The organism is Mesorhizobium sp. M9A.F.Ca.ET.002.03.1.2 (genome assembly GCF_003952365.1).
Taxonomy (GTDB): Bacteria; Pseudomonadota; Alphaproteobacteria; order Rhizobiales; family Rhizobiaceae; genus Mesorhizobium.
Genome location: NZ_CP034443.1, coordinates 2,991,010 through 3,015,582, shown reverse-complemented (window position 1 = coordinate 3,015,582; position 24,573 = coordinate 2,991,010). Strand labels below are relative to the sequence as shown.

General features: G+C 59.5%; 17 protein-coding genes and 2 pseudogenes. 14 read left to right on the top strand and 5 right to left on the bottom strand.

Annotated features, from left to right (window positions below; all coding sequences use genetic code 11):
• Position 1 precedes the first annotated feature (1 nt).
• The 3 genes from EJ066_RS14545 (at position 2) to EJ066_RS14535 (ending at position 2,806) form a co-directional block, all read left to right on the top strand.
• Complete coding sequence (locus EJ066_RS14545; protein ID WP_126038721.1) at positions 2-1,000, top strand: ABC transporter permease; 999 nt, start codon at positions 2-4, stop codon at positions 998-1,000.
• Positions 997-2,178 (top strand): ABC transporter permease, encoded by a 1,182-nt coding sequence (locus EJ066_RS14540; RefSeq protein ID WP_126038718.1) that lies wholly within the window; start codon positions 997-999, stop codon positions 2,176-2,178. The genes EJ066_RS14545 and EJ066_RS14540 overlap by 4 nt, the downstream gene beginning before the upstream one ends.
• 148 nt (positions 2,179-2,326) lie before the next feature.
• Positions 2,327-2,806 carry a class I SAM-dependent methyltransferase gene (locus EJ066_RS14535; protein WP_126038715.1) on the top strand — a complete coding sequence of 160 codons (480 nt, stop codon included), beginning with the start codon at positions 2,327-2,329 and terminating at the stop codon, positions 2,804-2,806.
• 65 nt (positions 2,807-2,871) lie between these two features.
• On the opposite strand, the gene EJ066_RS14530 is transcribed toward EJ066_RS14535, so the two are convergent.
• Positions 2,872-4,287: an adenylate/guanylate cyclase domain-containing protein gene (locus tag EJ066_RS14530; protein WP_126038713.1), complete on the bottom strand. Its 1,416-nt coding sequence runs from the start codon at positions 4,285-4,287 to the stop codon at positions 2,872-2,874.
• Positions 4,288-4,489: 202 nt separating this feature from the next.
• On the opposite strand from EJ066_RS14530, the gene EJ066_RS14525 reads away from it, so the two are divergent.
• The 3 genes from EJ066_RS14525 (at position 4,490) to EJ066_RS14515 (ending at position 7,467) form a co-directional block, all read left to right on the top strand.
• Positions 4,490-5,311, top strand: a complete 822-nt coding sequence (locus EJ066_RS14525) for a hypothetical protein (RefSeq protein ID WP_126038710.1) — start codon at positions 4,490-4,492, stop codon at positions 5,309-5,311.
• 73 nt (positions 5,312-5,384) lie between these two features.
• Positions 5,385-5,909 carry a GNAT family N-acetyltransferase gene (locus EJ066_RS14520; protein WP_126038707.1) on the top strand — a complete coding sequence of 175 codons (525 nt, stop codon included), beginning with the start codon at positions 5,385-5,387 and terminating at the stop codon, positions 5,907-5,909.
• A 172-nt stretch (positions 5,910-6,081) separates the two neighbouring features.
• Positions 6,082-7,467 (top strand): hypothetical protein, encoded by a 1,386-nt coding sequence (locus tag EJ066_RS14515; RefSeq protein WP_126038704.1) that lies wholly within the window; start codon positions 6,082-6,084, stop codon positions 7,465-7,467.
• A gap of 201 nt (positions 7,468-7,668) precedes the next feature.
• Here EJ066_RS14515 and EJ066_RS14510 read toward each other — a convergent pair.
• Positions 7,669-9,436: pseudogene (locus EJ066_RS14510) on the bottom strand (adenylate/guanylate cyclase domain-containing protein).
• A 241-nt stretch (positions 9,437-9,677) separates the two neighbouring features.
• Here EJ066_RS14510 and EJ066_RS14505 point away from each other — a divergent pair.
• Both EJ066_RS14505 and EJ066_RS14500 read left to right on the top strand, forming a co-directional pair.
• Positions 9,678-12,977, top strand: a complete 3,300-nt coding sequence (locus EJ066_RS14505; RefSeq protein WP_189644487.1) for an adenylate/guanylate cyclase domain-containing protein — start codon at positions 9,678-9,680, stop codon at positions 12,975-12,977.
• 19 nt (positions 12,978-12,996) lie between these two features.
• A complete protein-coding gene (locus EJ066_RS14500) occupies positions 12,997-13,677 on the top strand; it encodes a redoxin domain-containing protein (RefSeq protein WP_126038697.1) in 681 nt (226 codons plus the stop codon).
• Positions 13,678-13,778: 101 nt separating this feature from the next.
• On the opposite strand, the gene EJ066_RS14495 is transcribed toward EJ066_RS14500, so the two are convergent.
• Complete coding sequence (locus tag EJ066_RS14495; protein ID WP_126038695.1) at positions 13,779-14,123, bottom strand: glycosyltransferase family 2 protein; 345 nt, start codon at positions 14,121-14,123, stop codon at positions 13,779-13,781.
• The gene (locus tag EJ066_RS14490; protein WP_126038692.1) at positions 14,120-16,972 is read right to left on the bottom strand and encodes a trifunctional glycosyltransferase/class I SAM-dependent methyltransferase/polysaccharide deacetylase; all 2,853 of its coding nucleotides are present in this window, start codon (positions 16,970-16,972) and stop codon (positions 14,120-14,122) included. The genes EJ066_RS14495 and EJ066_RS14490 overlap by 4 nt, the downstream gene beginning before the upstream one ends.
• Positions 16,973-17,132: 160 nt before the next feature.
• Between EJ066_RS14490 and EJ066_RS32025 the strand changes: the two are divergent.
• The 6 genes and pseudogenes from EJ066_RS32025 to EJ066_RS14465 all read left to right on the top strand — a co-directional run.
• Positions 17,133-17,278 (top strand): annotated as a pseudogene (locus EJ066_RS32025) (IS110 family transposase); the annotation flags it as partial.
• A gap of 611 nt (positions 17,279-17,889) precedes the next feature.
• Positions 17,890-18,555, top strand: coding sequence for a hypothetical protein (locus EJ066_RS14480; RefSeq protein ID WP_126038689.1), 666 nt, complete (start codon positions 17,890-17,892; stop codon positions 18,553-18,555).
• A 7-nt stretch (positions 18,556-18,562) separates the two neighbouring features.
• Positions 18,563-20,245, top strand: coding sequence for a hypothetical protein (locus EJ066_RS32020; protein ID WP_245455166.1), 1,683 nt, complete (start codon positions 18,563-18,565; stop codon positions 20,243-20,245).
• A gap of 413 nt (positions 20,246-20,658) precedes the next feature.
• On the top strand, positions 20,659-21,216 hold the full coding sequence (locus EJ066_RS32015; protein WP_245455165.1) for an OmpA family protein: 558 nt from the start codon (positions 20,659-20,661) through the stop codon (positions 21,214-21,216).
• 16 nt (positions 21,217-21,232) lie between these two features.
• A complete protein-coding gene (locus EJ066_RS14470; RefSeq protein ID WP_245455164.1) occupies positions 21,233-21,724 on the top strand; it encodes a Rab family GTPase in 492 nt (163 codons plus the stop codon).
• 3 nt (positions 21,725-21,727) lie between these two features.
• Complete coding sequence (locus tag EJ066_RS14465) at positions 21,728-22,798, top strand: adenylate/guanylate cyclase domain-containing protein (RefSeq protein WP_126038683.1); 1,071 nt, start codon at positions 21,728-21,730, stop codon at positions 22,796-22,798.
• A gap of 402 nt (positions 22,799-23,200) precedes the next feature.
• Here EJ066_RS14465 and EJ066_RS14460 read toward each other — a convergent pair whose 3' ends face one another.
• A complete protein-coding gene (locus EJ066_RS14460; protein ID WP_245455163.1) occupies positions 23,201-24,277 on the bottom strand; it encodes an AraC family transcriptional regulator in 1,077 nt (358 codons plus the stop codon).
• Positions 24,278-24,573: the final 296 nt, after the last annotated feature.

The following is a 24,573-nucleotide window of genomic DNA, read 5'->3' as shown; positions in this document are numbered from 1 at the left end:
CGTGCTTCGATATATTGTGTGGCGCATCGCCGTGATGGTTCCAACGCTGCTGATCATATCGGCGCTGGTGTTCACGATCATCGAACTTCCCCCAGGCGACTATTTCGACAGCTTTGTTGCCGAGCTTCGGGCTCAGGGCGAAGGGGTGGATTCCGATCGCATCGAGATGATGCGCAAGGAATATGGTTTCGACAAGCCGCCGATCATTCGCTACTTCTACTGGGTCGGCGGGATGCTGCACGGCGATTTCGGCTATTCCTTCGAATATGAGCTGCCGGTTCGCGACGTCGTCGGGGATCGAATGTGGCTGACCGTGCTGGTTTCCTTCGTCACGATCATCTTCACCTGGCTCATCGCCTTTCCGATCGGCATGTACTCCGCGACGCATCAATACAGCTGGGGCGACTACGGCCTGACTTTCTTCGGCCTTCTCGGCCTTGCCATTCCGAACTTCATGCTGGCGCTGATCCTGATGTATTTCGCCAACATCTGGTTCGGCACGTCCATCGGCCATCTCATGGACCAGCAATATCTCGGCGAGCCGATGAGCTGGGCCAAGGCGAAGTCGATCCTCGCCCATCTCTGGATCCCGGTCTTGATCATCGGCACCGGGGGCACGGCAAGCATGATCCGGCGGCTGCGCGCCAATCTGCTCGATGAGCTACACAAGCAATATGTCGTGACCGCGCGCGCAAAAGGCCTTCATCCCTTCAAGGCGCTGGTCAAATATCCGCTGCGCATGGCGCTCAATTTCTTCATTTCCGACATCGGCTCTATCCTGCCGGCCATCATCTCCGGCGCCGAAATCACGGCGATCGTGCTGTCTTTGGAAACGACCGGGCCGATGCTGATCAAGGCGCTGCAAAGCCAGGACATGTATCTGGCAGGGTCGTTCCTCATGTTCCTCGCCTTCCTGACGGTCATCGGTGTCCTGATTTCCGACCTGGCGCTGGCGCTGCTTGATCCACGAATTCGTTTGCAGGGCGGCAGCACCAAATGAACACGCATTCGCCGCTGCCCGCTCCGGGTGCTCCACTGCAACACTACGTTTCCACAGCGCCCATTGACCTTCAGTCGGTCGAGGCGATGACGCCGGAGCAGTCGAAGGTCTTTCAGGCGTCGCAGTTGCGGCTGATGTGGTGGAAATTCCGGATGCACCGGCTTGCCGTTGTATCCGGCATATTCCTGGCGGCGCTTTATTTCGGGATACTGATCTGCGAGTTCCTGGCGCCCTACAATCTGCACACGCGCAACATGGACTACATCTATTCGCCGCCGCAGCGGGTTCACCTGTTCCACAACGGCCAGTTCGTCGGGCCGTTCGTCTATGGCCGACAGATGACGCTGGATATGGACACGCTCAAGCGGAACTACATCGAGAAACAGGATGATGTCCAGCGGATCCGTTTCTTCTGCAAGGGCGACAGTTATCAATTCTGGGGCCTGATCGAAGGTGACAGGCATTTTGTCTGCCCTGCCGAAAACGGCCAGCTCTTTCTAGCCGGCACTGACAGGCTGGGGCGCGATGTGCTCTCGCGCATCATCTATGGCGCACGCATTTCACTGACAATCGGCCTCGTCGGCATCAGTTTCAGCTTCTTGCTTGGCATTGTCATCGGCGGACTGGCCGGCTATCACGGCGGTATCTTCGACTTGATGGTTCAACGGATAATCGAAGTTCTGCAATCGATCCCCAGCATTCCGCTATGGCTGGCCCTGGCGGCGATCATGCCGATAACCTGGAGTCCGATCCTGATCTATTTCGGCATCACCGTCATCCTCGGGCTGCTCGACTGGACCGGACTGGCGCGGGCCGTGCGTTCAAAGCTTCTAGCCTTGCGCGAGGAGGACTACGTTCTGGCCGCGCAATTGATGGGCGCCAAAAGCAGCCGCATTATCGGGCGGCATCTCATTCCCGGCTTCATGTCGCATCTGATCGCGACGGCGACGATCTCCATACCCGGCATGATCCTGGGCGAGACGGCGCTGAGCTTCCTCGGGCTCGGCCTGAGAGCGCCGATAACCAGCTGGGGCATCCTGCTCACCGAGGCGCGCAGCGTCAGCGTCATCGCGTTCTATCCATGGCTGCTTTTGCCGATGCTCCCCGTCATTCTCGTCATCTTGGCGTTCAACTTCCTCGGCGACGGGCTGCGGGACGCCGCGGACCCCTACAAGTGAGATCGCTGTTCCGCCGCGCGGCCTGCCGACGATTCCACCCGGGTATGACGCTTGTCGGCGGCCGGTTGGGTTATTGCAGGGTTCGTCGTTCGCCTCTATATGCGGCAGGCCTCGATCGGGGCTGCTGGTTCAGGACATACAATCGCATATGAGTCGCCTCGATAATTTCATCAGCAGGATGACCGCACAGCGCGACATTCTCAATCAAATCTGCCCCGAGGTGGCGAAGATGGAGGGGCTTGTGCTCGAGCTCGGCCTCGGCAATGGCCGGACGTTCCACCATCTGCGCGAACTTCTGCCCGGGCGCCGGATCGTGGTGTTCGACCGCGAAGTTGGCGCACACGCCAGCTCAATTCCCGAAGCTGAAAACCTCGTGCTCGGCGAAATACGCGAGACGGCCCGCAGGTTCATTGGCATCGACGCCGCTCTTGTTCATGCCGACATCGGCACCGGCTATGACGATCGAGATGCAGTGACCGCTACCTGGCTTCCCGATCTGATCGCGCGCCTGCTTCGCGTCGGCGGCTTCGCGGTCAGCGGCACGCCGCTCGATCACCCGCTGCTGCAACGCCTCCCGCCGCCGACTTCGGAGCCCGCCGATCGTTATTTCCTCTGCAGGCGCGTGTAAGGGGCGGAGACGGCCCAAATCTTCAGGGGCCAAATTTCAGGGGCCAAATCTTCAGGGCCAAGTCTTCAGGGGATCGTATAGACTGCTATCTCGCGCTCAATGCCGCGCAGCGAAACCTCGTGGGGCACGGGCGTCAGCGCGTTCCTGTGCAACAGATCGGCGGTGAGATTGTCGTCGACCACCGCACGAGTGGCAAAGATCGCCTGTGCGTTGGCAAGGTTCTGGACTCGCGAAGCAATGTTGACCGTCTGGCCGAAATAGTCCTGCCGCTCGTTCATAGACACGGCGATGCAAGGGCCGGCATGGACTCCGATCTTGAGCAGCAGATCCTCGCGCCCGCTCTTGTCGTTGAGATCACGCATGGCATCGCGCATCCTGAGGGCCGCAGCAATCGCACGATCAGGCGTCGCGAAGGTCGCCATCACCGCATCACCGATCGTCTTCACCACCGCGCCTGCCTCGGCCGCGACGATCTCGTGCAGAACCTGGAAATGGACGCGCACGAGATCGAAGGCTGAAAGGTCGCCCACCCGCTCGTAAAGCTCGGTCGATCCGCGCAGGTCGGTGAACAGGAAGGTCAGGCTGGTGATCTTCAGGCGCTGGTTGATGTCGAGCGTATCCGTGCGATAGAGATCGCGGAACGTCTGGTTGGTGAGCAGGCGCTTGGCCGTCAGGAAGGGCCGGCGTTTGCCCAGGAAATCATGCAATAGCTGGCCGGCGATGAAGACCGTCGGCAGCACGCGGGCGTCGGTCCTGTTCTCCAGCGAAATGCGCAACGGGCCGGGTTGCATCTCCAGCGTCTGGTTCTGGACATGGTCGCGGTCGAAGAGCAAAGAGAGGCTTCGGCGCTCTTTTGTTGGTTCGCCCTTCCCGTCGATGAACTGCACTGAATGGGTGACCGGCTCGAAGACGATGATGAATTCGGACGGAAGCTGTATGGGCAGAACCGCCTTTTCACCAGGGGCAAGCTCGATATCCTCCAGCGAGAACGCTTCCATCTTTTTCGCGAAATCCTCTTCCGGCAGATCGACGCCGGACCCCCAGTAGATCTGGCGGAAATATTCCATCAACGGCAGTTCGTGTGGATTGTGGGCGGCAATCCTGCGCACGCGGGGACTGACGGTGAATGTCACCTCGACCATCTCGTCGAGGGTCGGCGAATAGCCCTCGGAGCACAGCGCGCAGGTGTATTCGTCCTTCTGCAGGGTTTTCAGCGTGGCGTTGGTGTCGAGCACGCCGCCGCAGCCGGGGCACAGAACATTCCAGGAAATGTCGAAGATGCCCACCCGCGCTGCATGGAGAAAGGCGCTTATGGCGCGTTCCTCGTCGAGGCCATGCTTGCTGGCGAAGGCTGGCGCATTGATGCGGCAAAGTTCGCGGTCCTCGCCCTCCGCGATGGTTCGCTCAATCGCGTCGACTGCCAGTGGATCGACATCGCTCGATTGCCGCAGAAGCGAGAACAGATCCTGAGCTTCGTTCATCGTGCAGGCTCCAGAATGCGCCCCGAGACGTGTTGACCGGACCGCTCTTTGGTCCGAGTGCTCCATTTTACTTCGAAACGGACCGTACGGCCATTCGAATAGATAAGCCCGTGACAGTTCAATTTCCATTCGGCAGATTTTCACCGGCCGCAAGCGGCACTATGATGGGTCCATGGGGTATTCATCTTTGGGACTTTCTCCCATGCCGACATCCAACAACCCGCCATTTCCCGCGGCCCTGCGCCTTTTCTCTGTGGTGGTCATCATCGTGCTGATCGTAGGCGCCGGCCTGTTTTTCGTGCCTATGCTGGTCAAGCCGCGCTGGCCTTGGGCCGTCACGCCGTTCAATGCCCGCTTCCTCGGCGGCTTCTACACCGCCGAAATGGTCGTGATGGCGGCGCTGCTGTTCTGGAATCGCTGGTCGCCCGGCAGGCTCGTGCTCGTCATGGCCTTCATCTTCACCGTCATCGTGTCGGTGGCTTCGTTCATCAATCTCGGCTATTTCAACTTCGAGCGCAAAGCGCCCTGGCTCTGGTTTTTGGTCTATCTTGCTTCGGTCGCGGTATCCGGGCTGTTCCTGTGGCGGGCCAGGGCCCGTCCTTCTGCAAAAGGCGTGATCTTGAGCCCCGCATGGCGCGGCTACATGCCGGTGGAGTCGGCGATCCTCGGGCTCTATGGAGTCGGCCTGTTGCTGTTTCCCCTGACATTCAGCGGCTTCTGGCCATGGCCGATCGATGCCTTCCACGCTCAGGTCTACAGCGCCATCTTCCTCGCCGGTGCGGGCGGCATATATCTCGTCTGGAGAAGCGCGCCGCGCGAGGAACTGCTGGTGCTCGGCTTGGCGCAGTTTCTGGTTGGCCTGCTTGCCATCCTTGGCCTCGTCATCACCGACGCTGCGGTGCACCGGCTCGACTGGACGGCGACCGGGACATTGTGCTGGCTCGCCCTTTTCGGCTGGATCGGCATCAGCGGCGTTTTCAAACTCTACGCCGCCTCCCGGTATTTTAGCTCGCAACCGGCATAGGTTGCGGAGACGGCTGGATTTTTAGGTGACGTCCGGTGCATCGTGCCGGGCCGATTGCTTTGCCGGGAGCGCCATGACCAGCACGACCTCGCCATCCTCCGAGAAAATCCAGCCGCAGCTCAGGTCCGTCCGGCCAAGCGATGCGGAGGCGCTTTGCGCTATCTTCAACATGCCGGGCTTCCGCTGGGGCACGCTCAGGATGCCCTTTGAGATGGTGGAGCAGGTGGAGCGGCGCATCGCCAAGTCCGGCCAGGAAACCACCTGGATCGTTGCGGAGTTGGACGGTAAGGTCGTCGGCCATGGCCGCCTGGTCGTGCAGGGTTCGCCGCGCCGTTCGCATATCGGCGAGATCAATATCGGCCTTGACGATGCCTTCGTCGGCAAGGGCATCGGCTCTGCCATACTTGGCGCGCTGCTTGACGTGGCCGACAATTGGCGCGCCCTGAAGCGGGTCGAATTGACCGTCTATGCCGACAACGAACCGGCCATCCGTCTCTACACAAGCCACGGCTTCGAGGTCGAAGGCCGGCATGTGAAGGCCGGTTTTACCGACGGGCAGTACCACGACCTCCTAAGCATGGCGCGGCTGCGGTTCTGAGATCCGCTGTTTGGCCTTAACTGTTTGGCCAGTCTAACAATTCGTGCGGGCGAACAGGTGATTGCTCATGGAGGACTCCGTAGGACACGGTCAATTGACAATCTATGTGTGGGCCGGCTGCATCCAGCTGGTCTCCCTTGGCGTTTACACCGCAAGCGGCTAGACGGGACCAATGACCGCCGTCTTTGATCCAGCTCCTACGCCTCCGGTGGAAATTCTGGCTTTGCTGTCGCCGCTCTGCCCGGAAGTCGCGCGTGACATCGAGCAGAACTGGAATGCACCGGTTTCCGATTATGCCCGCCATCTGTGGCGGCCGGTGGCAAGGCCTGCATCGGGCCCGGCGATCGCCGCCCGCTCGATCCTGCGCGAAGTCCTGCATCAGCGCCTCGGTGTGATTATGCAGCCTGAGGAGATCGGCAAGGCGCTCGAAGAGTTCGAGCACAGACCGGTGATTCAGTCCGGCCTGCACTGCCTGCTTCTGATGGACCGGATCACCTTCGATGCCCTGCTGCTTGCCTGGCTCGGCGCGGTTGAAAACGGGCTGTCGGCCTTCTTCGGCTTCATGGGAACGACGATGACCATGGAGACAATTGGCCGGGAGGGGCCGGGCTGGCTCGATGTCGGCGACGACAAGGTCAACCTGTTTGGCATGGGGCGCCACAAACTGTGCCGCAAAAGCGCCTGCGTGGCCGGTCCCGTCTCCCTCAACAAGCGCGCGCTCGAAGCGGTGGGCGATGAAACGGATGCCAGCCGCTGGCTGGGCACGCTGCTTGCCAGTCAGGACAAGGTGTTTGGAACCGCCGCCGATGCCCTGACAGCCCTCAACGAGGATCTGGTCGCCGATTGGGATCGTTCTGGCATGGCCCTGCCGGTTTTCATCGATGATCGGCTCGCCGCGGCTGCCGTGGCCCGGCATCTAGAATATGATGGCAGCCTTCTTTGCAGGCTGCTCATTGAGCCCGCAAGGCGCCAGCGTCTCGAATGTGCCTTGCAAGAGGCCGCATCGAGCCCATTTGGCAGATTCCTGCCCAATGCCACGGCCTATTTCTGGGGCATCCGCGAGGAGCGCGTGCGCAAGCTTGTCCTTGAGAACGGGCACCTTGTCGAGCCTGACAGGCCGCATGGTCTTTCCATCCCGTTCGAGCGGCCGCATCTCAGGCAGGCGCTGCTGGACGGCGTGCTGCTGCCGAACTTGTTCCTGATGTTCCTCGTCCTTGCCATATTGCCGCGCGTGCGGGCTGTGGGCGGCCTGAGGCAGATTGGTTATGTAGCGCTTTTCCACTCGATCCTGCTGGCGGCGCTAGATGAAAACGCGCCGGAAGAGCGCGATCTGGCTGCGGAGCTGCAGGTTCGGGAAAATGCCTGGGGCATGCGGGTCATCGATGAAAAGATCTCGGTCCGCGAGCAGCTTGCCAGCCTGCCGGAAGGGGCGCTCTTCCCGGACCTGCTCCGGCAATACCGTTTGCGGACATTTGCCGAGACGACCGACGACCTGAAACTGGTTCGCGAAAACGCCCGATGGCGCAAGATCGGCCAGGCAGAGATCAAGGCGACCTGAGCCTCACTTCAGGCTTATTTCAGGTTGATTTTCTAGTGCGCAACCGCAAGCGACGGCGATCTATCGGTGAGCCTCTGGCGTCTGATCCGGCCGCTTCCTTGAGCTATCGGGTCAGCGGCAGTCAAACGGAACACAAACGGTCACGGACGGTCCATCGCGATCGGCTGCAATTCAAGGCCTGACCTGATTTGGCCTCACCCGTCATTGCACGATAGCAGCCTTGCGGAGCCCGTTCACCACGAGTTCGAAATCGGCAGGGTTCCTGTAAGGCAAGACTTTGCGACGATATTCCAGGGAATAGTCGGGATTGACGCGAAGCAACTCCTGCCATGCAGCGCGGGCTTCGGCGAAACGGCCCAGATGGCCGTAGCTGGCGGCCAGAAGCTCGCGCGAGACGTCGGTGACAGCGTTGCGAGCCAGCCGTTGCATCAAGAGGTCAACGGCCTCTTCATACCTTCCTAGTTGAAACGAGGCCAAAGCCTGGAAGTGCAGAAGCACATCCGGAAAGTATGGGTTCAATGTCCTCGCCCGGGCGAAACTCTCGAGGGCCTCCTCGGATCTGCCCGAATAGTACAGCGCCTCGCCGAGGATGACGTGCCCTTCGGCGAAGTTCGGATTGAGGACTATCGCGCGCTCGGCCTCGCCGATGGCCCCATCGTGCCGTCGTGTGTACAGCTTGACGATAGCCAGCGCCCAGTGCGCCCAGGGATCGCTGCCATCCAGCGTTACCGCTAGCGCTGCGGTCTCTTCCGCTTGCGCCATCGATTCCGGCGGCGACGCACTCCACCGGTTCAGGTAATCGAGTCCGTGCGTGAGGGCGAGGAAAGCGTGGGCAGAGGCAAACTTCGGGTCCAGTTCGATGCCACGTTGCAAGAGGTCGCGAGCTGCGACGTTCGTCTCCTTCGTCAGCCGGTGCCACAGCTCCCGGCCCCGCAGGAAATAGTCATACGCCTCCGTGTTGCGCGGATGCTCGGGCGCCAGCCGCTGACGGTCACCCTCGGTCAGATTGAGCGCCAGCGCGCCGACGATCTGCTGCGTCACGTCGTCCTGCACGGCGAATATGTCGGTCGCGATCGAACCGCTCCGCCCAAAGATGGCCGCCCGAGGTAGCATCGATGAGCTGCGCGGTGATGCGCACCCTGTTCCCCGACTTGCGTACGCTACCCTCAAGTACATGCCGCACGCCGAGCTTCGTGCCCACCTCCTGCACATGGACGTTCTGGCCCTTGAAGGTGAACGACGAATTGCGTGCGATGACGAAGAGCTGCGACAGTTTGGACAGCGCTGTGATGATGTCTTCAGAGATGCCGTCGGCGAAGTAGTCCTGTTCGGCGTCACCGCTCATGTTGGCGAATGGCAGGACGGCGATCGACAGCTTCGGCGGCGCTGCCGTCGCCGACCGGCTCGTCGCGGTTTCCGAGGTCGCGGCCGCTTTGGTCCCGGCGCTGCCGACTTGCAGCGAATAGACCCGGATCGGCTCGGCGATATTCTTGAGCTGCGTGCTGCCGAGATCGCTGACCGAGAGGTCGAGCCTCGCCTTGACCTGGCGATAGGCATCCTCGGACAGGCAGATGGCGCCGGGCGCCGCGACGCCCTCCAAACGCGAGGCGATGTTGACGCCGTCGCCCATCAGGTCGCCGTCGCTTTCTTCGACCACATCCCCCAGATGGATGCCGATCCTGAACTCGATGCGGCGGTCCTGCGACACGCCGGCATTGCGCTCAACCATACCATTCTGAATCTCAACGGCGCAGCGCACGGCATCCACCACACTGCGGAACTCAACCAGTGCCCCATCCCCGGTGCGCTTGATCACCCGCCCGTGGTGCACTGCGATGATCGGATCGATCAGGTCGCTGCGCAGTGCCCGCAACCTCGCCAAAGTACGATCTTCGTCCGCGCCCGCGAGCCGGCTGTATCCGACCACATCTGCAGCCAGGATTGCGGCTAGCTTACGATTGTCGCTCAAGGGTCCGTCTCCTCACCTCCACGATAGCAGGAAGTCGGAGGCAAGAGGGAACTTTTGCAAACGACGGCCACGCAGCCGTCCGAATCGGCTGCCCTCGTCCACGGGATCCACACCGATCGCTCGATGCCTATTTGCGCTGCCGCTTGCTGGTCGACGGCTATCGGTTCATCCTTATGAATACCCTGGCCGTGAAGTGCATAGCGAGATCACGCCGTCACGGCCCCTATTGAGGTCTTGTTCCATGGACTGCTCAGGCTGCGGTTTCGAGGTTGAGGGCGGTTACGCTTTCTGTCCGAGGTGTGGCAGGCGCCAGCCCCTGCCATGCGCCAGTTGCGGCTACCCCTGCGCACCTGATTTCGAGTTCTGTCCGAAATGTGGGGCAAGCGTCGGTGCGCCCGCAAAAGCCGTCGAACGGCCTGCTCCGACACCAAGCCGGACCATTGTGCCGCCTTCTCGAACTCAGTCGCCGCTTCCGAACATCGAAAGCGAAGACGAGCTGCATCCCGTCTCTGATGCCGATCGCCGGACGGTAACGGTCCTGTTCGCCGACCTTTGCGGCTTCACGACACTCAGCGAGCAGCTCGACCCCGAGGTCATGCAAGCGCTGCAGAACGAACTGTTCAAGGAATTGGCCGCGGCCGTGCGAAACTTTGGTGGTTTCGTCGACAAATTCATCGGCGATGCGCTGCTCGCTTTGTTCGGTGCGCCGGTTGCGCATGAGGACGATCCGGAACGCGCACTTCACGCCGCTCTCGACATGATCGCCCGGACGGCGCGGCTCGGCGAAAGTACCTCCCACTCCGGCTCGCCTCTGTCACTCCACATCGGCATAAACACTGGTCCGGTCGTTACTGGCGGATTGGGCATCGGCACCGCCAAATCCTATTCGGTGACCGGCGACACCGTGAATACGGCGCAACGCCTGCAATCGCTGGCCGCACCGGGTGAGGTGCTGGTAGGCGAGCTCACTCACCGGCTGACCCGGCATGCCTTCTCTTACGAGTCGCTGGGTGATGTCGTGCTTCGCGGCAAGGCTGGCAGTGTGCTCGTCCATCGACTGGATGCACCGCTTGCGACGCCGCGTGCAGCGCGTGGGCTCGAGGCGCTCGGCCTCAGTGCGCCGACGATAGGTCGTGGTGCGGAGCTCAACAGAATGCTGGCGAGTCTTGACCAGGCGTGCAGCGGCTCGGCTCAACTTGTCCGCCTCGTCGGAGAAGCCGGTATCGGGAAATCGCGGCTTGTGAAGGAGTTCGTCGCCCGCGTCGGCGACGAGGATCGTTTTCGCAACGTCGCCGTGCGGCAGGCCACGTGCTCACCGCTGGGCGAACAATCATTTGGCGCCTTGGGCGCTGTGGTGCGCAGCGCTGCCGGGATGATGCAAAACGACAATGGGGACGAAATGCGGGGGAAGCTCGCAGGCTTGCTTACCGATCTCGGCCTGCAGGGCGAGGAGGCGAAGCGGCTGATGCCTTTGCTCTACCATGTGCTTGGCCTTGGCGACCCCGATGCCACCTTGCAGCATGTCGAGCCCGAGCAACTGCGGCGGCAAATTCTCTACGCAGTCCGCACAATCATCGAACGACGGCTTGCGTTGTCGCCGCTGTTGATTGTCGTCGAGGACCTGCACTGGGCCGACGCTGTGTCGCTCGAGGCGCTACGTTTCGTGATGGACAGGTTGGAACGCACGCGGTTGATGTTGCTGGTCACGCATCGTCCGGCCCCGGACAACGACCAGCTCGACTCAAGTCGGGTCAGTCACACAGCGCTCAGGCTTTCGCCGCTCAACCGTGATGACGGACGCAGCCTGCTGGCGGCGCTTTTCGGCGAGAGCTGGGTAAACTCCGCAGGAGGGCTTCTCGACCAGATCCTCGAGCGCGCGGGCGGCAACCCCCTTTTTGTAGAGGAGATCGTTCGCGGCCTTATCGATCGCGGTGTGCTGATGCGCGAGGGCCAGCGATGGCGGACTGTGGCAGGCGAAGTCGCAACCGGCATTCCCGCCACTATCCAGGCAATGTTGCTTGCCCGCGTCGACCGGCTGCCCCAAGAGGTGCGCCGGTTGGCCCAGGAAGCCGCGGTAATCGGCCCGCGCTTCGATGCCACACTTCTGAAAGCCGTGACAGCCGACCCCGGCCGGCTAGAAGCCGGCTGCGAACTGCTTTGCGATGCGGAATTCATCGAGGAAGTTGCCGGATCAGGCTCGGTCTCGTCGCAAAGCTACCGCTTTACGCAAACGTTGCTGCAGGATGTGATCTACCAGAATCTGCTCCTGCAACGCCGGACCGACATCCACGGGCGGGTCGGTGCTGCCTTGGAGCAACTGTGCGGCGACAAGCCGGAACGGCTCGAGGATTTGACCGTGCTCGGTCATCATTTCGCACAGAGCGCCGAGCGAGAGAAGGGCGCGCGTTACCTGCAGGCGGCGGGCGATCGCGCTCGCATGATATACGCCAACGACGACGCCCTTCGTTTCTACGAGCGAGCACTGACTGCGTTGGGCACGATCGGGCAAACACCGCTCACACTGGAAATTGCCGAGCGCATTGCCGATTTGAGCGGCCCGGCAGGCCGCCGCGAGATCGCGCACCACCACTACGAGACGGTGTTGCAAGCATACCGCGAGTCGGCCAATCGTGTCGCTTCGGCGCGAGTTTTGCGGAAGATCGGTCGACTGCTCTGGGACGTCGGCAAGCGGGACAATGCAGAATCCCGCTATGCTGAAGCGGCAGCCCTCCTCGATGGAGCGAACGCCCCGATCGAGCAGGCGCATCTCTGGCAAGAACGTGGCCGACAGGCATTTCGTAGCGGAGGTCACGCCCTCGCGGCAAAATGGGCAGACGCGGCACTGGATTGCGTAGGCACTCTGACAACGGAGCATGTCTCCGAGGCGGGGTGTGACGCCACTCTTGTGACCGCCGAGGCACTTAATACCAAGGCTGTTGCGCTGGCTCGCCTTGGGCGAAACCGTGAAGCCATACGTCAAGTTGAACGTAGCATTGAATTGGCCGAAGCCGCCGGTTTACTGGGCGCGGCCTGCCGCGGCTACACCAATCTCGGCGTGCTTTACACGACCATCGATCCGGCACAGGCGATGGAGGTCTGCCGGCGCGGTCTTGAAGTGGCGCGCCATATTGGTGATTTGGGCTTCCAGGCGCGCCTCCTCGCCAATCTGGCGGTCGCTTGTTGTACTTTCACGGATCGCTGTCCAACGGAGGGCGTACCTGCTGCCGAGAAGGCCATCGAGATCGACCGGGCGCTCGACCAGCGCGAGCACCTGCCGGTGCCGTTGATCGTGCTTGGGCAGATCCACCAGTGCAACGGCCGTCCGGAACTGGCGGTTGGCTTGTTCCACGAAGCACTGGACGTAGCCCGCGAGACGGGCGAGCCCCAACTGCTGTTTCCATGCTATGATGGTCTTGCAACGCTTAATCTCGACCTCGACAATCTGGCCGAGGCCGAACGCTACTTTTCCCTGGCGCAGGATATATGCGCCCAGCACGGGCTCGACCCGGAAGCGCTTGTGGTGCTGCCTTTTCTCGACTAGCCGGGGTTGGAGGTTGTAAATGTCCGCGCCTAGTGACTTGGTACCGCTTCAACCGGGCGACCGTGCGCCGAACTTAGTACTCGACGCCATTACCCAGGAAGGCAAGATCGCGCTTGACGACTTTCGCGGACAAAAACCGGTGCTGGTCGGCCTGTTTCGAGGTCTGCATTGTGCGTTTTGCCGGCGCTATATCGCCGCCCAGGCGCGGCTTGATCCGGAGCTGCGCGACAAGGGTGTGGAGAGCCTGACGGTGGTCAACACGCCGATCGAACGGGCGCGTCTCTATTTCCGCTACCACCCGATGCCGAATCTGCTTGCGGCCTCCGACCCTGAACGCGCTTCACATCGTGCTTTTGGACTGCCCAATCTCGAATTCACCCAAAACGAGACGAACTGGCCGTACAAGGTCTCGATGGCAGCGGCAAAGGATATGCGGGTCGACATACCAGGCGAATTGCCCGGCCCTATGGATCCTATTGCGGCCAGCGAAATGCTCAACAAGAAGGACAATTACGAAGTGACCGAAGCCGACGAGCAGATGATGGCAACGGGACACGGACAACTGGTCGGTCAGTTCCTGCTGGACCGGCAGGGGATCGTCCGCTGGAGCTTCACGGAGGTTCCAGAGGGTGGGCGATACATGTTTGGGGCGCCAAACCCGCAGGAGCTGATGTCAGCCGTGTCCCAAGTCGCCCAATAGACTTGCGAACGAGGTATCGGGCGGGACAATAGACAAAAAGCGGAACCAATTTGTCACAAATCGAGACATGGGCCTCAACGAGCCAGAATTTACGGTTCTGGCTATGCTTTCTGTCGCCTCTGGACTAGCAATGTCCTTTGTGAATGGCTCCGGTATCGTGGGGTCGATGCGACAGCACCCCTTCCAACCGTCAGAATGCGGAGCGGAGGCCGTCCGCGTGGAGTATCGCAGGGGCGACGCTCCCTGGCCTGCTCGATCAGCCGCACGCGCGTGTCGATCTCCGCGTGACGTCGGGCCATCGCGGCAGTTTGGTCGCGTGAGCCATCGTCAACAACAATAATCTCGAGCGCACGATAGGATTGAGCGCGTACGCTGCCGAGCGTCTCGTCGATTGTATCTTGCGCATTGTGAGCGGGAATAATGACACTGACGGGTTCACCGTTCATTCGAGCACGGCCTCGACTTTGGCAACAAAGTCAGCGAGCGAGCGATCCCCGCGAATCTCGATGCGCGGAAGGTCGATGGGATCGCAATCGAGGTCCGCCGGCCCGTGCCTGCCGCCGAAGCCGATCCGATAGCCGCACTCCTTGGCCAGTCGGCCAAGCCGTCGGTCGGTGACAGAGAAGGGTGCCGCGAACGCCGTGGTTGGCCGACCGGTCCACCGTTCGATGAACATACGAGAGCGCAGGAGCTCGGCGGCCAAGTCAGAGCTCGACAGACCATCGATTGCGCGATGCGTCGCCAGATGGCTTCCGAAGAACGCACCCTCGGCGGCGATGCGTCGCACCGTCCCAGCGTTCATAAGCTGCGTCGGCGGACCGCTGTCGGCGTCCCACTGTGCACTTTCACCCACCAAGTCCGTCACCAGGAACACTTCCGCGGTCAGGTCGTTCGCGCGCAAGATCGGCCAGGCATGGTCGGCAAAGTTCTGGAAGCCGTCATCGAAGGTGATGAGCACCGGGCGGCCAACGAAAGGGTGACGGTTGGCGATGGACCCTTCCAGCTGCTCGGACCCAATCGCGTGAAAGCCATTGGCGCGCAGCCATGCCATCTGGCTGGCGAATGCGGCGGGTGTGAGCCGAAAACGGGCGAGCGCGGCCGGACCATCATCGGCGACGCTGTGATACATGAGGACAGGGATACGCTGCCGCCGCTCGCTACGTGCGACGTCGCGGCGCAAGGCCCGCGCCCCGCCCCAGACGATATTTCGCGAGACCCCGATTCCGACGGGCGCGCGGATTGGCAAATGATCTATCATTGGTTCCGTCGCCACGTCGTCCGGTGACAGGCGGCGGAAGCGGTCTATGCGATAGAGCTCGGTCTCGATCGACTGCTCCAAAACGAGGCCTTCGGTCGCTGCCAGCGTCTCCGAGATCGCTTGTGCACCGAATGTGTTCCAGTCGAAGCCCGTCCTTTCAACATTGTCACGCAGCACGAATGCGTGTGCGCTGATGAAACTGGCGCGAGGCGCCAACGCCTCAGCGAATTTTTTGGCAATGCGCCGCAACTCGGCGAGATCATCCAGATAGTAGAGCACTTCAGAACAGACGATCAGATCCATCTCACCCGGCAGCGTGTCGGCAGAGAAATCCAGTACGCCGAATTCAATATTCGGCTGATCGCCGCATCGCGCGCGGGCCCGTTCGACGGCTATGGCGGAGATGTCGGTTGCGGTCAAATGGCCCACTCGCGGCGCCAGCTGCCGTGTGAAATGGCCCTCCGCGCAGGCCAGCTCAAGCGCCCGTCCGATGGGACCGGCAGGCAGAATTTCGAGCTGCCGCTGATATTTTTCCTGCTCATAGGGCGAACCGTAGTTCCAGGGATCCTCGGTCGCGAAATAGCCATTCCAGAACGACGTGCGATCCTTGTCGTGCCTGGCCCGTCCGCGGCGCGGCGCTGCGGGAGGCTCCGCAGGTTCGGCGCTCGACCGAACCAGCTCCCGCGCTTCCTCGGCCAATTGGGCGAGTTTGCCGAAGTGACTGTCCGGATCGGACCGGCGTTCAAGCCGCTCAGGGGGCACGACATTCAGGATCAATTCGATCCAATAATCCCTTGTCACTGTCCCAAGTACGCCGAATTGCACGACAGCCTCGATCTGGCCATCCATCATCAGGTAGGCATAGATTTGGTCGATTCCTTGCGGAAGTTCGACCGTGGTCGGATTTCGAGCGTCGACGCGAATTCCAAGTGTCCGCGCCAGTCTGCGCGGCGCGGCGAGATCGTCGAAGTCGAGAAGCATTTGCTCAAGGTGATACTGGGCGCGGCGACCCGCTACGGGATCGTCCCAGACCTTACCGAGTTCGATGATCAACTCGGTGAGGGAGCCGCCGAACCTGTCCCACCTGGCAGCCAATTGCGCTGGCACCGATAGGCTTCCTACCATAAGGCCATCGACGGCCACCTTGGCGATCTCACGCGCCCATTTGCGTCCTGCCGGGAGCGCGCGCAGGGACTGCGGGTCGATCGAGCGCGAGCCGCTGCCGCAATCCGACGCGGCGGTCCACAACGCGAACCACGCGAGTGCCTCGGAGGCGGTGCCGCCGTTCGCCATCGCTCCATTGGCGTGTGCCGACGCCGGGTGTTTGACCCTGGGATCAGAAGAAAAGCCGCGGGCGATCACGATTTCCGCATCTACCAGCATCTGCGCCGAATTGCGGCTGAGCGAGTTGGGGCTGGCCCGATAGAAAGCGAGCGGCTCGTCGACCATCACCCAACGTTTGCCTAGACGTGCGAGGCGCTGCCACAAATCCCAGTCCTCGCAGGTGCGCAGCGACATATCGAAACCGCCCAACTCGACAATTGTCTCCCGGTCGACGAGCAGCGTGTGAGTGCGGATGGCGCACCGGCGCGCGAATGTTTCGAAGGGCTGGATCGCAACCTCGGTCGGGATGCTCGACGGGGTGAGTTCGCCATCGGGCATCACGCGCCGGGAACCGCAATAGGCGGCGACCGCATCGGGCGTGGCTTCAAGTGCGGCCAGCATTTTCGCAAGGAAGCTGGCATCCACCCAATCGTCCGCATCCAGGAACATGAGCCAGTGGCCGCGCGCTGTCGAAATCCCGCTATTGCGCGCGCCGGCGGCGTTATACGTGCAAGAGCTCAACGTCCGAAACCGGGCATCGTGCTCCACATAACCGGCGACAATCGCGGCGGTGGCGTCCGTGGAGGCGTCGTCGACGACGATCGCCTCCCAGTCCATTATTTCCTGATCGAGAAGGCAATCGAGCGCGCGCGCCAGCGTTACCTCCGCGTTGTGCGCAGGAACCACGATAGAAACCAAGGGATTATGCGCCACGCCGTCTTACCCGCGCCTGGTTCGAAGGTAGAACAAGAGTCCCGAAACATAGCCGGCGATTTCCTGCCAAAGGAACCGGTCCTCAGGGACGCTGCGCCCGAACAGTCCCCTGCGAACTCTTCCGAGCCGCCGCGACGCCGCCATTTGGCTGCAGAGCGAGCTTGCCCCTGTCGTGCTACCGATGTTGGAAGCCTGGTGCAGCATTCGCATCCGTGCCGCCGAGCTTAGGCGCCAGCTGTCGCAGATGCACGTCAAAGCCAAGTATGCCGCATACTCATGTCGATACCCGGAATCGGCACCATGACCACAAACTGCGGTCCCTGGCACCGTATGAGGTGCAATAGCTATGGCAAACTGACGTCTTTTGCAATCGGGGGCGCAATAAATGCAAGCCCACTGGAGCTGGTGTGAATGACTGCAGCTATTGGGACTATTGCTCTTCCTATCGACCGGAACGCCTCGATTCCGAGGTGCATTCTCGAACAGCCATTCTCCGTGCGAAAGAAGACCTTCTTCTACCGTTGGGCCCGCATCGGAAGCTGATCGTCGCAGTATAACAGCCGGGTGCGAGACAGTATGTGCCTCCGCCAGACCAGCTACTTTAGCTACCTCTAATGAATATGCAATACTTAATTGCGCTCCAGTAGCTAATAGCCTGACATCGTATTACTCATTTCGATAGTAGATTGCACCCAATGGTCGATTAGATTAGCCGGTTATGGCTTTATCACAAAGAGATTCGAGAGCGACACCAATCGGAACTTGTGCATTTTCTTCCAGTTCAAGAGATGTAAAAGGGACGCACGAATTGGCTTAAGTCAAGAAGATTCCCGCTTGCGAGCCGGGTATTTTGCTGACATGCTTGCGTGTTTTTCAGTTTTGCACTGTGACAAGTGTTCAAACGAAGGGGCATAGGGATGGCTAAGGAATCTTCGAATACCGCTTCTTCAGCAAATAAAGCGGACGGAAATCTGATAGGTAATGCAGACGAAAACGGGCTGGCCTTCATGGCGGTCCAGGCTCGCGAGAGCGGGGTCTCCGGCGACGCTGTAGGTGTCGACAAGATACGTGATCTGCTGTTCGGCAACCAGATGCAGGACTATGACCGCCGTTTTTCCAAGCTTGAAGAACGGTTCTTGCAGCGCTTCAAGGATGTCGAATCCGAGGCCAAGCGCAATCTTGAAATGTACGAGTCAAATGCAAAGAAGCAGGTCGAATCGCTCGCGGCGCAATTGCGGAATGAAAAAGATGCACGAGCCGAGGCCGACAAGGAGATTGACCGGAATCTTCGCGAGCAAAATCAGGCGCTTGAAAAGCAGGTGCGCGCGTTGTCGGATCAATTGAGCGAGCTTGAGCGCGAAGTTGCGGACCGGATAAATCGAAGCGATCAATTGCTGCGTGAGGAAATCAAGCAAAAGAATGAAAGCATTCAGATGCTAATGGAGAAAATGTTTTCCGATCTCAGCAACGTCAAGACCGACCGAAATCTTTTGGCTGGCCTGTTTGTCGAGGTTGCAAAATGTCTAAATCAGGATCCCGTCGGCAGCAAGAGCAACTCGGAACGTAGTTGGAAAGTGAGTTGATCGGAACTTGACGTCGACCGTCGACCCAATCAGCCTTCCTCAAAGAGCAGCTTCGAACGATACAGAGATTGATCGCGAAGCTCTGGCTAGTCTTTTGGTCGAAATTGCCCGAAACGTCGATCCGGACTATCGCGCGCGTTTCGGCGGAGTTCCATCCGCCGATCCTCGCATGGCAACGCTGCGCCAGTTGCTGGTCGGCCGCGAAATTTCGGAGCTTTCACGAGTTACGCACCTGCTCGACGAACCTGAGCAGCTTGCGGCTGCAGTTGGGGGTGTTCTCCCCAGTGCAGCCGCACGTGCGCCTCATGCGCAACTCGGAGAGGCCCTTGCGCCAGCTGTCGAGAGGGCCGTGCAACGGTCCATCCAGAAGAGCCCGCGTACGCTTACGGATATATTATATCCGGTGTTTCTGCCGGCAATTCGCAAGTCGATCGGGGAAAAGATCGATCAGACCTTTCAGTCGCTGAATGAAACTTTAAGACATATATTTACCTGGCATGGGCTAAAGTGGAGATTTGAAGCTTGGAGAACGGGTGCAAGCTTCTCAGAAATCGTTCTTAAGCATTCTCTCGTCTATCGTGTAGAACATGTCTTTCTCATTAACCGCAATTCCGGGCTTTTGATAGCGCATGTGGCTGCCGATAATGCAACGAGTGAAGATCCTCAACTAATTTCATCGATGCTTAGTGCAATTCAAGATTTTGTGAAAGACTCATTTAACGAGAAAGAACAGAGCGGCCTGGACACTATCCGTTTCGGAGAGCTTCGTCTCTGGTCGGAAGTTGGACCGTTTGCGACCTTGGTTGCGGTGATCCGGGGAAATCCGCCAGAGGAATTACATGAAATAGTTCGCGATGTGTTGCTTCGCATCCATGATGAATGCTCACAGGCTTTAGAGCAATTTGACGGCGACAGTTCGCAGTTGGCCGGCGTAGAGACGCTGTTGCAGACCTGCGTTGAACTGAAGCAGGAGGACTCTAACCAGGGATTTCCGTGGCTGGTGGTGGCTGCGGTCCTGCTGGTTTTGATTCCGGCAGGCGGTTGGTTCTTTCTTTCCTGGCAATCCGGGCAACGCTGGCAGGCCTATGTATCGCGGCTGAGTACCCAGCCGGGCATCATCGTTGCCGAACAAAAAATGCGCGATGGCCAATTCTATATTGCCGGCCTGAGAGACCCGCTTGCCGCCGACCCGCTGTCGCTGTTGTCCGGAACGCAGGTCGATCCCGCCCGCGTTCATTCGCAGTGGCAGTTCTATCAGAGCCTTGAGCCGGAGTTCGTATTGAAGCGGCTAACGGCGTCGCTGGCTCCGCCGGATTCAGTACGACTTTCGATCGTCAATGATCGCATCGTTGCCGAGGGTGAGGCTCCCGACACCTGGATAGATCGGGCACGCGCAGCGGCCCGACAGCTTTCGGCAGGCGGACCGGAATTCGACATCTCCAAGGTTCGTGATGTGAGCCCCGAAGCACGCGCGGCGGAGCACTGGCAGGCCTATGTGTCGCGACTTGAGGTCCAACCGGGAATCATCGTTGCCGAACAAAAGGTGCGCGATAGCCAATTCTACATTTCCGGCCTGAGAGACCCGCTTGCCGCCGACCCGCAGGCTTTGCTGTCCGGACGCAGGTCGATCCTGCCCGCGTTCATTCGCAGTGGCAATTCTATCAGAGCCTTGATCCGGAGTTCGTGCTGAAGCGGCTAACCGCGTCACTGACCCCGCCGAAATCGGTTCGGCTCTCGATCGTCGAGGATCGCATCGTTGCCGAGGGTGAGGCTTCCGACACCTGGATAGATCGGGCGCGCGCGGCGGCCCGACAGCTTTCGGCAGGCGGACCGGGATTCGACATCGCCAAGGTTCGTGACGTGAGCCCCGAAGCACGCGCGCGGAGCACTGGCAGCATTATGTGTCGCGACTTGAGGCCCAACCGGGGATCATCGTCGCCCAACAAACGGCGAGGGCGGACATTTCTACATTTCCGGCCTGAGAGACCCGCAGGCCGCCGACCCGCAGGCTCTGCTGTCCGGAACAGGGTTGATCCGGCTCGCGTTCATTCGCAGTGGCAATTCTATCAGAGCCTTGATCCGAAGTTCGTGGTGAAGCGGCTGATGGCGTCGCTGGCTCCGCCGGATTCAGTACGATTTTCGATCATGAAGGATCGCATCGTTGTCGTGGGTGAGGCTCCTGCCGCCTGGATAGATCGGGCGCGGGTCGCCTCCCAACAGCTGGCCGCGGACGGACTCTCTCTAGAAATTTCCGAGCTGCGCGAGTTGACCCCTCCGGAACTCACTCATTTGAGGGAGGCTATTCAAGCGGTCGACATTTTCTTCGATTCTGGCAAGGCTGTACCGGGACCAGAGCAACTGCCAGTTCTCGACAAATTGGCAAATCAGTTGAAGGAATTGGCCAAGGACGCCCGCAAGGCAGGCGTAACAGCACAGTTCATGTTGACCGGCCATTCGGACACGACGGGCCGTGAAACGGCCAAGTTGTCGATCAGCGCCGCCCGTGCAGAGACAGTTCGTGCGCTTCTCAAGAAGCGCGGCGTCGATCCGGAATTGCTCTTGGTTCGCGGCGCGGGCACCTTTGAGCCAGCGGAGACTGAAAATAGCCAAACCGGAAGCTCCGCCAATCGCAGAGTTTCGGTTACGGTAAACTTCCATTAGGGCGGAGCCCAGGATATTGCAAAAGAAGATCTGCATGTTGGGCGGGTTCGCTGTCGGAAAGACGAGTCTGGTTCGCAGGTTTGTGCAAAGCATATTTTCAGAAGCCTACTTGACCACGGTGGGAGTGAAAATCGACAAGAAGAGTGTCGTGCTGCCGGATAAAACCGTGGATCTGATTTTGTGGGATTTGGCCGGCGAAGACGATATCGGCTCATTCCGCGTGAGCTATGTGCGAGGTGCGAGCGGGCTCGTGCTTGTCGTCGATGGAACCCGGGCCGCTACCCTTGCCGTGGCGCTCACGCTGCGCGAGCGGGCCGAGGCCGAATTCGGCGCTATGCCGTTTGTATTGCTGTTCAACAAATCCGATCTGGCCGATCGGTGGGCAATATCGGATAGTGAGATTAACAAACTGAGGCAACTTGGCTGGCAAATCTATCTAACAAGCGCGCTTTCGGGTGAATGTGTTGATGATGCGTTTCGTCAGCTTGCTTCGATGGTCACGAAATAGACCATGCATGGATTGCCAAGAGAAGTCAGAAACTGGATTTTCAATTTCTTCTACAACGAGCACTCTGTTGCATATCTGAAAATTGACGCCAAGCTTTGCATAGCCGCGAAAGGCGGCAATGTTAAAGATTACGGACTCTCATCACTTCGCATTGGTAAGCCTGTTGCCGAGCAGCTTGAGTTCATGGAAGGTTTGCTGCCTTGCCCGGAGCTTCCATATCATATGGCCATGGTCGAACTGCCCAGCGGGCGTGTCGCGGACCTTCATCTTTTTGCTGACAATGCCTGCGTGTGGCTGCTGTTTCTTGACGCCACTGCCGAACGCGACAACAGGCAGCGGCTTCAACAGAAGGCTTATGAAATGACGCTCCTGCAAGAGAGGGAGCGTCAACTCAACGAGAAATTACAATCGACGAACGAGGCGTTGAGGCAGAGCCAAGAGGGATTGTCGCGTGAATACCAGCGCGCCGAAAGCCTACTCCTCAACATTCTTCCGGCGTCGATCGCGGAGCGGTTAAAAGCGGACGAACAAATTGCAGACAACCACGCTGAGGTGAGTGTGCTTTTTGCCGACATCGTCGGCTTTACGGAAAGAGCGCGGAGCGTCGGAGCCGAAACAACGCTCGCTATTTTAAATTACTTCTTCAAGGCGGCGGATCTGCTCTCGGAACGATACGGCTGCGAAAAAATCAAGACAATCGGCGATTGTGTGATGGTGGTCGCTGGCCTGCCCGCCGCGCGATCCGATCATGCAGAAGCCCTTGCGCACTATGCACTTGAACTACGGAAGGCGGTTAAGCTCGAACGCTTCGCAGGAGAACCGCTAAGACTCAGAATTGGAATTCACTCAGGACCAATCGTCGCGGGCGTCATAGGTAAAAGGCGATTTGCCTATGACCTGTGGGGGGAGACCGTTAATCTCGCCGCACGTATTCAAACGTCCGCGGAGCCCGATGAAATCCGTATTTCGGATGCAACTCACAAACTGCTTGGACCAGATTTTGCTTGCGACCCACTCGCGGAAACGGAATTGCGTGGTACAGGTCGTGTGCGAATGTGGCGGCTCCCGGCCTGATTTGCTGCTTGGCAGTGCCGACCGTGGAGCGCAGCTTGCTCGATCCATCGGCGTCAGCTTTCAGCAGCTCCAGAAATACAAGAACGCTAAGAGCCGCGTGAGCGCAAATCAATCGCTTGAGCAATCAACGGTTCAATTGGTGATGCATCTTGGATAGCGCTCAGCACTGCTCGAAAATCGTTGTATTTTCGACGCCAGCCTACGATTTCTTACGCCAGCCTGCGCTAGACCCTACTCCCACTCGATTGTTCAATCAGCATATAACTTATTGAAATCACGTGCAAATTTATACCAACGATGCGTAAACTCCGACGTCAGGACCGTCAAAAAGCTGCCAGCCAATTTCTAGACACCGATGCGCTGCAGCAACGGCAGCTTATATGTTATCAAGAATGTGGACAGTCAGCTTCCAAGCGTCCTTAGCCAATCCTCGAACGAGGGGGAGACGTTGCGTTCTGAAGCGGAAACCGGGCGGCGACGGCGCGAACTAATTATGGCATTGCGCGCTTCGCGAGGACTATAGCCAAACTCCTTGCTGAACGCCCGGCTAAACGTGGCTGCCGAGCTAAATCCAACTGCTTCGGCAATCTCGATTATGCGGCGAGGCTCTTCCGGGTCACTCAGCGCGGCATGGGCCGTCAGGAGTCGCCGTCTTTGTATGTAGTGATTGACCCCACCGCTAGGCTCAAACAACTGGTAAAGACGAGTGCGGGATATGGCAAGCGCCCGGCACATCGCATCAGATGTAAGATCAGCCGAATTGAGATTGCGTTGAACGTATCGCCGAGCACGCTCCATCAAGGCAATTCCGGCCAATTGCTCGGCGACTGCGTCCTGGTGCCTGGACGGGGAAAAGCAAGCCACAATTATATCTCGCGTCGCGCGCACGACATGGTCGAGATCTTCCTCGACCAGCGTGTGTAGTCTCGCCTCTATGGCACTAACGTAGTCGACGAGGAGCTTTGCGGCATTGCCAGACAGTATCGAGTTATTTCTGGCGTCGAGCGCAGGAGCAGCATCTTCAAAGATCTCACGGGGCAGATAAAGCAAAACACTCCTGGAAGCGGTCGCGCGTCCGCGAAACGGGTATCCAAGGGAGCGGAACTCTACCTTCCCTGGCTGGTTTGCAGCAACGTGACCATCAACCTCAGTCCATGTTTGGCCGTCGTGGAGCAAACCCAAATACCAATGATCTAGCGAACTCGATCTCAGCCTTGCACTGGAGCGATTATAGCTATTAGCCGGCACATCCTGCTGGACAATGAGCAGGTTACCAAGATTCCAAGCAACGTGCTCGGCTACGAATCCTTCCTTTGGTGACGCGTTCTCAGGCAAGCTCACGTCGAAAAGCGGCTCCAAGAGCGATTGCCACGCACCGAATTGTTCTTCCCTGGCTAATCCTCGAGTGGAGAAGGACAATGGCTTGAGCGCTGGCACCCCTTCCGAAGAGATTGGCATGTCTTCTTCAGGCGAAGACATTCGTGGCCATCGGCGGCGTTCGCCCCGCTGTAACGGCAGTTCACTAGACGTGTCGCCGCGCTTTTCCCGTGGCTCCATTGGCAACCGGTGTCTTCAATCCAATGCGCCCACCACCTCGCTTATTATGTAGTGCATCTCTGTCTGTAGCAAGTGCGTAAGCCCCAGGGCGCTTGCGCATGTCTTCAGGCCGAATTGCCGCAAGTTATGTACTGCGCGACAAGTTTCCGGATAAGGCGCTAACGACAACTTCCACAGCGACAGGTAAATATCATGCCGGCGGTGGAGCGTTAGTCTAA